At 63.1% G+C, this 14,075-nt stretch carries 10 protein-coding genes; 5 read left to right on the plus strand and 5 right to left on the minus strand.

All coding sequences use genetic code 11. The features are described 5' to 3' along the window. Positions 1-3 precede the first annotated feature (3 nt). The 3 genes from K1X11_RS10460 to K1X11_RS10470 all read right to left on the minus strand — a co-directional run bounded on the left by K1X11_RS10460 (position 4) and on the right by K1X11_RS10470 (position 6,061). On the minus strand, positions 4-2,490 hold the full coding sequence (locus K1X11_RS10460) for a hypothetical protein (RefSeq protein WP_221032285.1): 2,487 nt from the start codon (positions 2,488-2,490) through the stop codon (positions 4-6). A gap of 95 nt (positions 2,491-2,585) precedes the next feature. Next, positions 2,586-5,078 carry a hypothetical protein gene (locus K1X11_RS10465; RefSeq protein ID WP_221032286.1) on the minus strand — a complete coding sequence of 831 codons (2,493 nt, stop codon included), beginning with the start codon at positions 5,076-5,078 and terminating at the stop codon, positions 2,586-2,588. Positions 5,079-5,179: 101 nt separating this feature from the next. Next, positions 5,180-6,061 (minus strand): LysR family transcriptional regulator, encoded by an 882-nt coding sequence (locus tag K1X11_RS10470; RefSeq protein ID WP_225919606.1) that lies wholly within the window; start codon positions 6,059-6,061, stop codon positions 5,180-5,182. Positions 6,062-6,144: 83 nt separating this feature from the next. On the opposite strand from K1X11_RS10470, the gene K1X11_RS10475 reads away from it, so the two are divergent. From K1X11_RS10475 to K1X11_RS10495, 5 genes are all read left to right on the plus strand, one after another. Next, positions 6,145-7,629 carry a catalase gene (locus tag K1X11_RS10475; protein WP_221032288.1) on the plus strand — a complete coding sequence of 495 codons (1,485 nt, stop codon included), beginning with the start codon at positions 6,145-6,147 and terminating at the stop codon, positions 7,627-7,629. A 3-nt stretch (positions 7,630-7,632) separates the two neighbouring features. Beyond that, positions 7,633-8,094 carry an ankyrin repeat domain-containing protein gene (locus tag K1X11_RS10480; RefSeq protein ID WP_221032289.1) on the plus strand — a complete coding sequence of 154 codons (462 nt, stop codon included), beginning with the start codon at positions 7,633-7,635 and terminating at the stop codon, positions 8,092-8,094. A gap of 146 nt (positions 8,095-8,240) precedes the next feature. After that, positions 8,241-8,933, plus strand: coding sequence for a DUF1573 domain-containing protein (locus tag K1X11_RS10485; protein ID WP_221032290.1), 693 nt, complete (start codon positions 8,241-8,243; stop codon positions 8,931-8,933). Beyond that, complete coding sequence (locus tag K1X11_RS10490) at positions 8,930-9,382, plus strand: rhodanese-like domain-containing protein (protein ID WP_221032291.1); 453 nt, start codon at positions 8,930-8,932, stop codon at positions 9,380-9,382. Before K1X11_RS10485 ends, K1X11_RS10490 begins: the two co-directional genes overlap by 4 nt. After that, on the plus strand, positions 9,379-9,834 hold the full coding sequence (locus K1X11_RS10495; protein ID WP_221032292.1) for a MauE/DoxX family redox-associated membrane protein: 456 nt from the start codon (positions 9,379-9,381) through the stop codon (positions 9,832-9,834). Before K1X11_RS10490 ends, K1X11_RS10495 begins: the two co-directional genes overlap by 4 nt. A 384-nt stretch (positions 9,835-10,218) precedes the next feature. Here the strand turns inward: K1X11_RS10495 and K1X11_RS10500 are convergent, their stop codons facing one another. Beyond that, positions 10,219-11,370, minus strand: a complete 1,152-nt coding sequence (locus K1X11_RS10500) for a peptidoglycan-binding domain-containing protein (protein ID WP_221032293.1) — start codon at positions 11,368-11,370, stop codon at positions 10,219-10,221. A 241-nt stretch (positions 11,371-11,611) separates the two neighbouring features. Next, positions 11,612-13,996 carry a VIT domain-containing protein gene (locus tag K1X11_RS10505; protein WP_221032294.1) on the minus strand — a complete coding sequence of 795 codons (2,385 nt, stop codon included), beginning with the start codon at positions 13,994-13,996 and terminating at the stop codon, positions 11,612-11,614. Positions 13,997-14,075 lie beyond the last annotated feature (79 nt).

Below are 14,075 nucleotides of genomic sequence, written 5' to 3' on the forward strand. Positions count from 1 at the left end.
CGCTCAGCGCGCCTTGATCGACTCGATCCTAAAAATGAGTCCCGGGCGCCCTTCACCTGGGTCAACTAGCAGTCCAAACCATCCGTCCAGCTCGGAACCCCAGCCCCGCAAGCCCACGTCCTCCGAACCGATTGGCACCCCCGCCTGCGAGAGCATTTCCATTCGCCCCCCTTCATACCAGATCAGTCGGTAAACGGGCTGGTGGCCCGGCACATTGTCCGGGTGCGCTCGGATCCGGCTATCCCATGCTTCGATTCGCCGCAGACCGCGGAACCACAATTCCCCGCCCCGCGAAATCAGGATGCCATCGTCAGTCAAGGTGCCACCGCGCACCACCAATTCGACGTCGTCCACCCAGTCAGCCGGAAACGTCCGCTCGCGCCAACTGCGCTCTTCACCGTCTTCCTCCATCGGAGCGGCCGCCCGCAATCGGGGCGGCTCTTCCGAGCGTTCCGCGGCTTGCAGAATCTTCGGTAGGAACCATCCCGCCGCGGCCAAACCAGCCGCCTCATCATCAACTTCAATTAAGAACCGCGTCGCACGTCCTCCCATTGCGACCTGCTGCTCAACCTCGACGACTTTTTCCCCCGCCGGTAGCACCAATGTGTGCGTCCAAACATCTCCTTGTAGCGCTCCGGTCTTCGCATCCAACGCCTGCACCGTAAACCGTGCTTTGGGTTCAACGCTCTCATCCGCATCAGGCAATCGGCGTAGGAACGGCTTCACCTTCAATTGATGCGTCGGAGCTTCGAATACAAAACCTCCCACGCCATTCACCAACCCCAGCGCCGACCGACCTTCGTGCGTCTTCAAGGTCTGCACTCGCGCTTCCACCGTAATCAAGCGTCCGTCAAGATTACCGCCGTAGGTATTGAGCACCTGCACCGCATCCTCACGCGGTGCCAGTCCCTCCCGAACCTCCGACTGGTGCAAACGCCATATTGTGTATTGCCCGCTCCGCTCCCGCGTCGAAACCAACCGGATGTAATCATCCAAATCGCCGGGTAATTCCATCCACGAATCCATCGTAACGATCGCTTCAAACCGCGACGGATAGGACAACGCTTCCCCCAACACTTGCAGCTCCGGCGGACCGTAGCCCAAAGGGGCAATCAGGATCGGCAAACCTGACATCACGTCCGTCCGCCAAATTCGCTGCAACCACTCGACGCCCCCGCCAAAAAAATACGGATACACCTTGCCCGGCTCCACGGGCCCCAAGCGCTCGGCCAAAGACTCCAGATCGCTCGCCATCTCCGGCGGTATCCGCGTGCCCTTGAGATAATCAAACGCGCCCCCCTCAACGGATAATTCCCGATACGTCTCCCGCGGTGATTGGCTAAACCCAAATAACGTGCGCTGGCCGAGCCAAGCCGAGTGCCAAAACACCATCCCCAACAACAACGTCGGCAGGATCAAACCGAGGCCCGCTGACCAACCATCACGCTTCAAATCAAATCCGATCCAAAGCCCCACCAACAACACCATGCCTGCAGCCATCGCTACATAGCCGATCTCATGATTTGTTGCCATCAGTCCACCCGTGCCACCCACCACCAACGCGCCGGCTCCCAGCAACAATAACCGGTCCAACCCACTGCGTCCTCGCCACGCCAGCCCCGTGACTACCACCAACCAGCCCACCAAAATCGCCCCCAACGGCCGGAGCCAAGCATCGTAATAATCGTGCATCGGTTCGAAGTAGAACCGCAGGGTGAGCAGGGCCCACAGATTGCCGCCCCGCTGGCGGACAGTGACCTCGATCAGATTATAGCGCCACATCTCCCAAGACGCCCCGTTTACCATCAACTCCAAGACCACCGGCACCAATGTGCCAAACAGACCCCAAACTAAGACCGTGCTAAGCGCCCGCCTCCAGCTTTCCCGACCGACCAAGGCCGCCCGCAATGGCCAAGCCCACGCAATCACGAGGCCGATCGCATGGTAGTTCAGCTTGTTCAAACCGCTCAATACCAGCGCTACCGCCACAATCAGATTCATCCCCCACCGTTCCCGACTGAGCACCGGAGCCACAGCTGCCGGCCAAGCAATCAACGCCAGCAACACGACCCCCAGGGTGTTATACCAAATGATTGCATGCTGGGCGAACGACCCCACCACCAGCGTTGTCGCCACGGACCAAGCCGCCCACCCGGGAAACCAACGCCGCAACAACGCTCCCAACCCCACGCTTACCACCACCATCAACCCAGCGTTTCCCAAGGTCATCGCTTGGTAGGTTCCTCCCAGCCAGTGCTCGACCCAAGCATTCAGAAAATACGACAGACTCGGCAACGGTGTCAGGAAATCGACAAAAGGTCGCCCTCCTTCGGCCATGCGCCCGCTCGCCACCATCATCAAGCCGTAGTCGAAAAAGTCCCGCAGTAGCCCGTGATTGCGCCACCACGGCGCCAATACCACCACCAACATAACCAAACCGCCCGCGAGGGTCAGCCCATGGCGTTTGAAGAAGGAGGACAGGGATGACATCGAAACGAGCAAAGCAACCCGCCCTACCGCTCGCGGTAAACGCAAAAGCGCAGAGCTACCGCCGCCCCTCTGCCTCAGCTTTCCCCGGACCTTCCCTAGGGGGCTTCGAACGACTCCAACTGCAGCCAGACCCCGGGCTTGATCGCGTCTCGATCAACCAAAACGCCAAACCACCCTTCGTTCTCGGGTGACCAGGCGCGGAAACGCTGCGCGCTGTCCCCCTTTTCCACCACCAACTGGGTCAAGATCTCGATCCGTCCGGCCTCATACCACACCACCCGAAGCACTGGATCTCCGCCTCCGACCTCAGTCGGCAAGGCCCGAAACGACATCCACCACTCTGCGATCTCTTTGGCAGACCGGAACCACAACTCACCGCCGCGCTCAAGCGCCAGGCCGCCATCGAGGGCCTGCCCACCGCGGACCACCACCGTCACATCCTTGGCCAATTCGGGCGGGAACAACGCCTCCGCCCAACCTGCCTCACCACCGGAAGTCTCCGGTAAAACGGGCGAGCGCAACTGCGGGGACTGCGGGGAGACGCCCGCACTGTGTTGCACCCGCGGCAAGAACCATCCTGCCGCAACTGCGCCATCGGACGCATCCGCCACCGTCACTTCAAATCGCGCCCCCCGGCCCGCGACCTGCACCGCCTGCTTCGCGCTCACAAACACCTCCCCCGGCGGCAAAATCAGTTCCCCCTCCCAGGCCTTGCCCACCCCCATCCGCGTCATCGGGTCGATCACCTCCACACTGTAAGTCGCGCTTAATTCCAGATTCGGATCCGTGCCCTCCAAACGCCGCAAGGCATACTCCCCTTCCATGACATGAGCCTCGCCGCGAAAAAGAAAACTGCCGAACCCACGCACGACCCCCAGCAACGGCTTTCCGGCTTCGATCGGCTGCAAAAACTGAACATTGCCGTCCAGCTCCACCAGGCGCCCATCCATGTTGGACCCATACCGATTCACCACTTGGATTGCATCATCCCGCGGTGGCAACCACGTCTCCTGCTTGTTTCCCCGCAGATCCCACACCGTGAACTTGCCCAAGGTCGAAGCGATACCGCGGTCATCGATAAACTCATCGATGTCCCCCGGCCAATCCGTCCAGTTGTCCATCCCCACCACAAAATCAAACCGCGGCGGATAGGAGAACGCCTCTTCCAACAAAAGCCGTTCCTTGGGCCCGTAGCCCAACGGCTCGACCGGAATCGGAATGTGCTTAATTGTATCCGTTTCCCAAACACGTCGCAGCCATTCCGTGCCTGATCCGAAAAAGTAACGGTGCTGCGTCGCCGGATCTCCCGGTGGCCCCAGTCGCTCCGCCAATTGCTCCAAGCTATCGGCCAACGCCGGCGGAATCTTCACCCCGGCCATGTAGGCGTAGGTGCCGTCCCCGTCGCGCAACTCTCGCCACTCCGCTCGAGGGGGCCGCTCAAAGCCAAACAGCGACCGCTGTCCCACCCACGCCGATTGCCAAAACACCACCCCGAGGAGCATCACCGGCGCGAACAGCCCGACCATCACTCCCCAACCCCGACGCGGCAGCTCAAACCCCACCCAGATGCCGATGAGCAACACCATCCCCGTGGTCAACGCGACGTAGGCGATCTCGTAGTTGGTCGCCAGCAGCCCGGCCACCGCTCCCCAGACATACACGGCCGCCGCCACCAAAAGCGCCCGATCCAACCACGATCGCCCTCGCCAACCGAGGCCCACCGCCGCCACCAACCACAGCACCAGAATCGCCCCCACCGGCCTCAGGTAAGCGCCGTAATAATCGTGCATAGGCCGCAGGTAAAACTCCGTGCTGAACACCGCCGCCAAATGCCCGCCACGCGACGAAAAGGCCGCCCCGATCACGTTCTCCCACCACTGCGCCGGCGTCGCCCCCGTCCACGCCAGTTCGATCGACCACGGCACCACTGTGCCCACGAGCAACCAACCGGCCACGGTAGCACCCACCCGCCCCCAATGTTCCCGCCCCAATAAACCCGCCCGCACCGGCCACGCCAGAGCCGCCACCAGCGTGATCGCGTGGTAGTTAAGTTTGTTCATCCCGCTCAATACCAGCCCTGCCACCACCACCACATGCCAGCCCCAGTCGCGTCGCCGCCACACCGGCGCCGCCGCCGCCCCCCACGCCACCGCCGCCGCCAGCAGCGTGCCCAGACTGTTATACCAAATGATCGTATGCTGCCCGGCCGTCCCCACCACCATCACCCAGCCCAGCAGCAACGCCCCCGGCGCGGCAAACCACCGCCGCATCGCCGCCACCACGAGCACCAAGGCCAACGTGATCAACACCGCGTTGCCCAGCGTCAACGCCACGAACGTGCCGCCAAAAAGCTGATCCGCCCAGGTGTTCATCCGGAACGTCAGCGTTTGCAGCGGCGCCACAAAATCCACAAACGGCCGCTCCCCCGCGCCGATCCGATAGCTCGCTACCATCATGTAACCGTAGTCGAAGAAATCCCGCAGGAACCCGCGATTATGCCACCACGGCGCCATAGCCAGGACGAGGGCCAGCCCCGCACCTCCGCACCACCACGCCTCGCGCCGCACAAAATCAAAGACTCGCTTCATTCCTAAAGCCCGCCAACTCAGCCCACGCGCCCGCCGGCCGCAAACGCAATTCCACCCCGTTTACGCCCGCCACCTCGGACTCGCCCATCTCGCCCCTCCGCTCACCCCACCCCCAACGGCGCGATGAAGGTGCTCGCCGCCCGACTCAGCTTTCGCCCCCGTCGCTTCAAAATCCCCATCACCCTCGTGGGCGCCGGATCTGTGATCCGCACCAACACCACCCCCGCCGGCACGCTCTCCCGCACCGCCATCTCCGGCACGATCGCCGCCCCCAAACCCGCCGCCACCATCGCGAGCTGCGTCGGCAACTGCTCACACACCAGCGCCCCCTCCGCCTCCACTTGGCCACACACCTGCAGCGTCTGATCCCGCAGGCAGTTGCCTTCACTTAACATCACCAGCGCTTCCTTCGCGACCACGTCGACCTTCACCCGTTGTCGCCCCGCCAGGGCGTGCCCCTTCGGCACCGCCAACAACAAGCGTTCATGAAACAGGGGCGTCAGTCGCAGCGAATACCGCTTCAGCGTCGCCGCATCCACGTCACTCACGATCGCAAACTCCAACTCCTCCGCCACCACTTCGCGCACCAACTCCGAGGTGCGCGCCTCCCGCATCATCAAACGCACCCCCGGATGCTCCGCCCGAAACCCGGCCAGCAAGGTCGGCAACAAATAGGGCGCCGCCGTCGGGATGACGCCCAGTCGCAACTCTCCCGTCTCCAGAGCATCACGCTGCCGAAACGCCGCCAGCACCTGCTCCTGCTCCGCCACGATGCGCACCGCACTCTCCCACAATTTGCGCCCGGCATCGGTCAATTCCACCGCCCGGGGCTTGCGCCGAAAAAGCACCGCCCCGAGCTCCTCCTCCAACCGGGCAATCTGGTAACTTAACGCCGGCTGACTCAAATGACACACCTGCGCCGCCCGCGTGAAATTCCCCTCCGTCCCCACTGCCAAAAACAATCTGAGCTGCCCTATTTCCATAAACGTTCTCTATTTTGATAAACGATTCTATCGATTTCTTCGATTTTTAATTCCTTGGTAGGATCAGCGGACAACTTCATTCCATGTCTGCTCCCACCTCTCGCCTCACCACCTCCGCCGGCAATCCCATCGCCGACAACCAGAACGCTCTCTCCGCCGGCCCCCGCGGCCCGCTGCTGCTGCAGGACTACCAGCTGATCGAGAAACTGGCCCACCAGAACCGCGAGCGCATCCCTGAGCGCGTCGTGCACGCCAAGGGTTGGGGCGCCTTCGGCACCTTCACGGTCACTCACGACATCACCCGCTACACCCGCGCCAAGCTCTTCAGCCAGATCGGCCAGCAGACCGAGGTCGTCTCCCGCTTCTCCACCGTCGCCGGCGAACTCGGTGCCGCCGATCAGGAACGCGACGTGCGCGGCTTCGCTCTCAAGTTCTACACCGAGGAAGGCAACTGGGACATGGTCGGCAACAACACGCCGGTGTTCTTCGTGCGCGATCCCTACAAGTTTCCCGACTTCATCCACACCCAGAAACGCCACCCGCGCACCAACCTGCGCTCGCCCACCGCCATGTGGGACTTCTGGTCGCTCTCCCCGGAGAGCCTGCACCAGGTCACCATCCTCATGAGCGACCGCGGCTGCCCGGTTTCTCCCATGCACATGAATGGCTACGGTTCGCACACGTATTCATTCTGGAATGACGAGGGCGAACGCTTCTGGGTGAAGTTCCACTTCAAAACCCAGCAGGGCCACCAGCACTACACCAACGCCCAGGCCGAAGAGGTCATCGGCCGCACCCGCGAGAACTACCAGGAGGAACTCTTCGGTGCCATCGAGAAGGGCGAGTTCCCCAAGTGGAACGTCTTCGTGCAGGTCATGCCCGAACTCGATGCGGAGAAGACGCCCTACAACCCCTTCGACCTCACCAAAGTCTGGCCCCACGCCGACTACCCGCTCATCCCCGTCGGCGTCCTCGAGCTGAATCGCAACGCCGACAACTATTTCACCGATATCGAGATGGCCGCCTACTCGCCGTCCAACATCGTGCCCGGCATCGGTTTCTCCCCGGACAAGATGCTCCAGGCCCGCGTTTTCTCCTACGCCGACGCCCATCGCTACCGCCTCGGCACGCACTACGAAGCCCTGCCGGTCAACGCGCCCAAGTCGCCGCGCCACCACTACCACAAGGACGGCGCCATGCGCTTCTTCCGCAACGACACCGGCAACCCCGACGCCTACTACGAGCCCAACTCCGTGAACGGTCCCGCCGAAGATCCTTCCGTCGCCGAACCGCCGCTCCGCATCTCCGGCGACGCCGATCGCTACAACCACCGCGAGGGCAACGACGACTACACCCAGGCTGGCAATCTCTTCCGGCTCTTCGATGACGCCCAGAAGCAGCGCCTCTTCGCCAACATTGCCGCCGCCATGGGCGGCGTGCCCGAGGAGATCATCCGCCGCCAACTCGTCCACTTTCACCGGGCCGACCCGACCTACGCCGCCGGCGTGGCGGCCGCGCTCAAGCTCGACTTCGACGCCACCGCCATCAGCAACCCCGGATCCGCCTGAGCCATGACCGCACCGGCTGGCGCAGACACCTTCACCGAAGCGGAGCTCACGCGTTACGCCGAGCTCCAGCAGCATGCCGTCGAACTGGCCCGCAACGGCGCGACCGAGGAACTCGAGCGCGTCGTTGCCGCCGGCATGCCGGTGAACCTGCGTGATTACAAAGGCAACAGCCTGCTCATGCTCGCCGCCTACAACGGTCACGTCACGACCACCCGCATGCTTTTGCAGCACGGCGCCGATGCCGACGCCCGCAATGACCGCGGACAAACTCCGCTCGGCGGCGTCGCCTTCAAAGGTTACACTCCCATCGCCGAACTGCTGATCGCCCACGGCGCCGACCTCAACGCCAGCCAAGGCGGCGCCGGCACTCCCCTGCTCTACGCCACCCTGTTCGGCCGCCTCGCCATGCGCCGCGTGCTCAAACAACACGGTGCACGTCTGCGCAGCTCTGAGCCCCCAGCCTGAGCCGCCACATCCCTCCGTTTTCCGGTTGTCACCCGACAACTTGAACCACCCAACGCACCCCGCCCACCCGGCGGGGTGTTTTTCGGCCCCCAAACCACCGTCCACGCGAACCGATCTTCCCACCGCGAGTCCATGTCGAACGTCCCATGCTCGACTTCGGTTCCATCCTCCCACGCCTCCTCCGCATCGTCGGCCTGCTCGCGGTCATTCCTGCCTTCGTCTGCGCCGAGGTGCAGTGGAGCCAGCCCCGCCAATCCGTGGAGCTCCCTGTCGGCGCGACCGAGCACGTGGCCACCTACGCCTTCACCAACGCCGGTGACCAGCCCGCCACCATCATCGACGTGCACGTCGACTGCGACTGCACCACCGCCGCAATTCATCCCCTCACCTACGCCCACGGCGAATCCGGCGAACTTAAACTCACCCTCGACACCCGCGGACTCGAAGGGGAAGTCGAACGCGAGCTATTGGTGAAACTCCGCTACGGCGACGGCACCTCCGCGACAGTCAAAAACGTCGCCCTGCAACTCCACGCCTCCATCACGCCGTGGTTCACCTTTTCCCCTCGCGTCCTCTTCTGGTCGGCCGACGAAACCGCCGCCCCGCGCACGCTCACCGTAACCCTGTCCGCGACCGAGCATGACGATGCTCAACTGGTCCTGGGTGACATCCCCGCCGATCTGAATGCGGAACTCTCCGCAACCGGCCCGCGCACCTACCAACTCACCGCCCGCCCCGCCACACCCTCCGACCCCGGCGAATGGCACCTCCCCCTCGAGCTGCACGCCGCCGACGGCTCCCTGCTCACCACCGCGTCGGTCTACGTTCTGGTCCGATGATCCGCCGTGCCCTGCCCGAAGCTCTTGGCCTGCTGCTGTTGGCCCTGCCGCCGGCAGCCCTGTCCTACTTCGTGCACCCGGACGCCGCGCTGCATCGCGACGCCAACGAACCTTTGCCTGAGTATCACCTGACACTCGCCCAGGCCGAGGCTCTCGTCGCCGACGCGACCACCCCTCCCCTCTGGATCGACGCCCGCCCGCCGTCCGCGTATTCGGCTGGTCACTACGCCGGCGCGATCAACCTGCCACCGGCCGAATGGGACCGTCACTTTCCGCAGCTGCTGCCCCACTGGGCGCCTGATCGCATCATCATTGTCTACTGCAGCTCCACGTCCTGTGACGCCAGCGATCAGGTCGCCCGTCGCCTGCGCCGCGAGCTTGGCCAGCAGGAAAAAATCTGGGTGCTCCACTCCGGATGGAGCGCACTGCAAGACACGGTTAAGCCATGAAAACGCCAAGTTTGGATGCCGCCCTCGACACCAGCCCTGAAGCACCCTGCGCCGCCGCCGCGCGCATGCTAAGCGGTCTGCTCTTCGCGGGCAGCGGCGTGCTGAAGCTGTCCGATCCGTCCGCGCTCACCACTGCGATCGAGCGTTACGAATTGGTGAGCCCGGCACTCGCTTCCGTCGGCGGCCACATCTTGCCGTGGGCCGAACTCACCACCGGCGCCGCGTTGCTCTTCAACGTCTGCCGTCGTGGCGCGTGGCTCAACGCCTGTGGTTTCTCGCTGCTGTTTCTCCTCGCTGTCGCCTCCGCGTGGTATCGCGGACTCGACATCTCCTGCGGTTGCTTTGGTGCCGATCGCACCATCGACGCCGGCTCCCTCGCCTTCAACGTCGCCCTGCTCGCCCTCACCACCTGGGGCCTCCGCCAGGAACTCCGCCGCGAAAAGCAGCGATAATGTTCGCAGCTGAAAGTGTAGCAGCGGCCGTGTCGGCCGCTCCGCACTGCACCTCCGACTCCCCGCCCCGGTAGCTACGAGCGTGAGCGAGTGGCCCCCTGTGCGTCGCAACCCTCGCCTCCTCCCTTCCACACGCGGTCGGCCCAGCGGTCCGACCCTACCAGCATACCATCTTCGGGTAGGGCGGGACCGCCGGGCCCGCCGCCCCTGCCCCTCCGCCAGCGCATCAGCCTATCCGCCCGCGTATTCACTCTGTGGCTACGAGCGTGAGCGAGTGGCCCTCCGACCGTTACGACGCCCCCCGCCCCCCATAAACCCAAAAGCACCGTGGGCTTAACCCACGGTGCATTTCGTGTGGAGAGTCTGAGACTGGAAGGTGTTCGATTACGCTTCGACGCCGAGGGCGTCGAGGGAGGCATAACTCACGCCGGCGATGGGCAGCTTGTTATCCTTCTGGAAGTCACGCAGGGCGGACATCGTGCGACGATCGAGTTCGCCGTTTACCTTCACCTTGTAGCCGCGGTCCTTCAACTCGGACTGGATGTTGGCGATGATCTCGGGAGTAGCATTGGTCTCGCACAGCACGCGGCGCCATTCGATGCGGCTTTCGCCCTGAGCCACGAGACGGTCGACCTCGCCATACTCGGCGGGAATGGCGCGACGCTCGGTGCGAGCCTCGGCCACCATCTTGCGCACCTTGCGGGTCTCATACACGGCCGGGATCTTCACGACCTTAACCTGAGCCGGGGTGTCGACGACACGACGGGCATAGGTCTCATACTCGGCCGGCACGGTTTCCTCGCGAGTGGTCGCGGGCTGCACCAGCACGCGGGTCGTCACGGTCTCATACTCAGCGGGCTCACGCACGAGACACATGATCTCACTGGTCGGGTTTTCGAGTTCGGTGAGCGGATTCTCGCCTTCGGTCCAGTAAACGCGCTCCGGCTTGACCATCACCTTGGCAGTGCGGGTCTCATAAACCGGCTCGACCGGGATTTGACGGGTGTAGGCCGGATGCTTGAGCACGCGCTCCTCCACCGTCTTGTAAGTGGCCGGGATCACCTCCTGCTTTTCGTAGCCCGCCTGCACCATCACGCGTTCTTCGACTTCTTCGAACTGCGCCGGAATCTCGACCAACTCGTAGCTCTCTTCGCGGAGCAGAATGCGATCGGTGACGGGCACCATCTCGGCCTCGACGAGCACCTGAGCATAGCACTCACCGGTCTTCACGCCGATGGCGGGGACGCCCTCTTGGGCCTGGCCGGGAGTCAGCGGCGGCGGCACGGCCGTGCCGGTGAGCGGCGTGCCCGCATCGACCGTGATCAAGGAAGCTTCGGACTCCGACCAGTCCTGCTGGCTCGTGGAATCGTTGCCCTGCGGGGCGCCGGTGGTCGGCCGCTGCAGACGGCGGTCGTTGGTAAAGAAAGGTTCGCGCTCAACGTCGTCTTGAGCGTGGAGGAAACCGACGGTCGCGCTGATCGCCAACGCAGACGTCGTGAGGAGGAGGGTGGTCTTGGTCTTGGAGGAAGATTTCATTTTCATAGGTCGGTTGAGAAGGCCGCGGCATTGCGAAGCTTCGCCAACCCCTGTTGCCAACCCCATGCCGACTCCGACCAAATGGACGCACCCATTCTTCCTATTTAATCACTCACAAGCACTTACAATTAGTTACGGCTTTTTGGACCTAGTGCCAACGACACCGCAAATCGCGCAGACTGAGCGATGCCTCCCGCCCAATCACTGCAGAATGCCCAACGAGTTCGACCCACTTTGCAAGTCACACGAAGATCGCCGAGTGATCCTGACATCTGCCTTTTTGCCGTCGGCGCCAGAGATAGAAAGCCACCAACAGTCCCATCAGCATCAAGCCATAGGTTGCCGGCTCGGGAATCGCCGGAGCGGACATCGGGTCGATCTGAGACAACCCCGCGTCCGCATACTGTTGTTGCGATTCCAGCACCACCGCCCCGCTGACCGGCGTCACGACTTGCATTCGCACAGCCATTGCTTTCGCCTCTGCGGTCAACCGCTCATCGCGAGCTACCATCGCACTCACCCGTCGGGCAGTCCACAGCCGCGCGATATGCAACGCCGCCGGACCCTCGAGGACCCGGCCCGGTGGCTTTACTCGCAGTGTCGTGTAGTGGAGAACTGGAGACGGCCGCAACGCTTCACGCAAAACTCCGGCCATGCGGTTTATTTGATTCTCAAGACTCAGGGGACGCCAGGAGACCTCGGTGGCGTCTTCAGCAAGGCGATCCAACAGCACATTTGAGCCGCGGCCGACTCGCACCACTTGCAAGGTTCGAGCAGGCAGGTCCCGCAACAGGTGGCGGACGCCTCCCAGGCCAACTTGCCAAGAAACGGATTGCGCGCCTGCGATCCACATCACCGGCGCATCGCTGCTCGCCTCCGTTGCACGATCACGCAGGGCCGCAATCAACGCATCGGTGCTGTCCTGCCCCCCCACAAACTTCTGCTCAAGCAGCCACGAAGCTGCTTCACCAGCCGTGCCCGTCGGACTCACTTGCAGTGTATCCCCCGCCAAATACACCTGCACCGGCGGTGACTCCCGCAGCCCCTTGAGCGCCGATGCCAACTCAAGCGCCACTTCTCCCAACGACTGCGACCCATCGACAACGATGCGCAACACGCCTGACGTGAACGGAATCGTCGCGAAACGCTGCTCGATCCAAGCCCCCTCTTCGTGCGGATGGGCGATCGCCACCGGCTCCGCTTGCGGCAACTTCGGCGCATCAACCGTGACCCACAACGATTCGTGCAACGACGCTGCCCCCAGACGTCCGGCCATGATGGAACGACTCGCCTCCGCCCATCCCCCGTCGACCTTAATCTGAGTCATCACCTGCTCCGGCAAACTGAAGTTAGCCGCGACCACACGTGGCAGAGCCGTCCGCAGATTACCGTGCTCGGTCGGCAGCAAGGGGAAGGTTACGGCCACCCGCATCTGCATGCGTCCCTGCGGGGGCACCGGGAAACACTGCATGAAGACTTGTTCAGGTTGGTGCCATGTAACCAAAACGGGATCCCGTCGCCGGGAGACCACGCTTTGGTAAGCACTCGTCGTCTGACTCTTGCCCCCAAATGCTGCCTCCTGTGGTTCTCCATCGATCCACAGGGTCAGCCGCGAAACCGTCCCGCCCGGTGGAAGCTGTAAGATCGTTCGGCCCTCCACGCTCTGAAATGGGTGCTGATTCTGCAGCACCAGGGTCCACTGCGCGTAGGCTACGTTGGTCTCCGGGTAGGTGATCACCTCGATGTTCGATTCCGCCAAACTCAGATCCGGGAGCAGCGAGCCGATCACCTGCTCTCCCTGATGAGCATCCCAATTCCACCCTCTGTCCGCAAGGTCCTCGCGCACCTTCGCCCAATGTGGCACTTGAGCCTCCATCGCGGACTCGGATTCACCAAAAAGCCGATACCATGCGGCCCGACGATCAACCTCCTCAAACTGCGCGTAAGCCCAGTGAAATCGCGATGTGACAAGGTGCAGAGGATACGCCACCGCCTTCTGCGAGATCCACGTGCGCAGTTTCGGCATGTCTTCCGCCCGTGCCACGCCCTCTTCTCCGATGCCTGCCAACGAGTATTGAGCCAGCATGGCCGGAATCAGTGGCAGCACTGGTAATAGAACTCCCGCCCCCAGACACCCCACGAGAGGCAGCACCCGAACCGGGCCAAAATGCCCCGCCTTTGCCCCACGCCAGAACGTCGCCGCAGCAATAAACAAACTAAAATATGGCGCGAGCGGCAGCAATCCGAGTCCGAAAAAGATCACGCCCACCGCCGCAGCCGGTGCGATGGGAATAAACACGATGCAGTAGGTCAGACTTACGCCCAAACTCACCGGCACCAGCCAGCGCAAAACACCCCGCCAAGGTCCTTCCCCTCGCTCCCGCATCACTCGCACCATCCCAAAGTTCGCCAGCGGAACGAGGGCGACAAACAGCACGTGCCACCACGTGGGAAAGGGGTTTATCAAAATCTCGGCCGCTGTGTGAGTCACCAGCTCCACCACCCAAGCGATCGCAGGAAGGACGATACCCATCGCGATCAAGGCAACCGTGCGCTCCCGTTTCGGCTGCTCCGATTCGGAGGCGGGGGCGGGGGCGGGCGATTCCGGGGCAGCGTCAACATTCATGGGGAGGGCAGCGATTGAGCGGAAAGTGAGACGACGGGCACCGGAACGGGTTACCCTCGTTTCCCTCCCCTCATCATCC

The organism is Actomonas aquatica (assembly GCF_019679435.2).
GTDB classification, from domain to species: domain Bacteria; phylum Verrucomicrobiota; class Verrucomicrobiia; order Opitutales; family Opitutaceae; genus Actomonas; species Actomonas aquatica.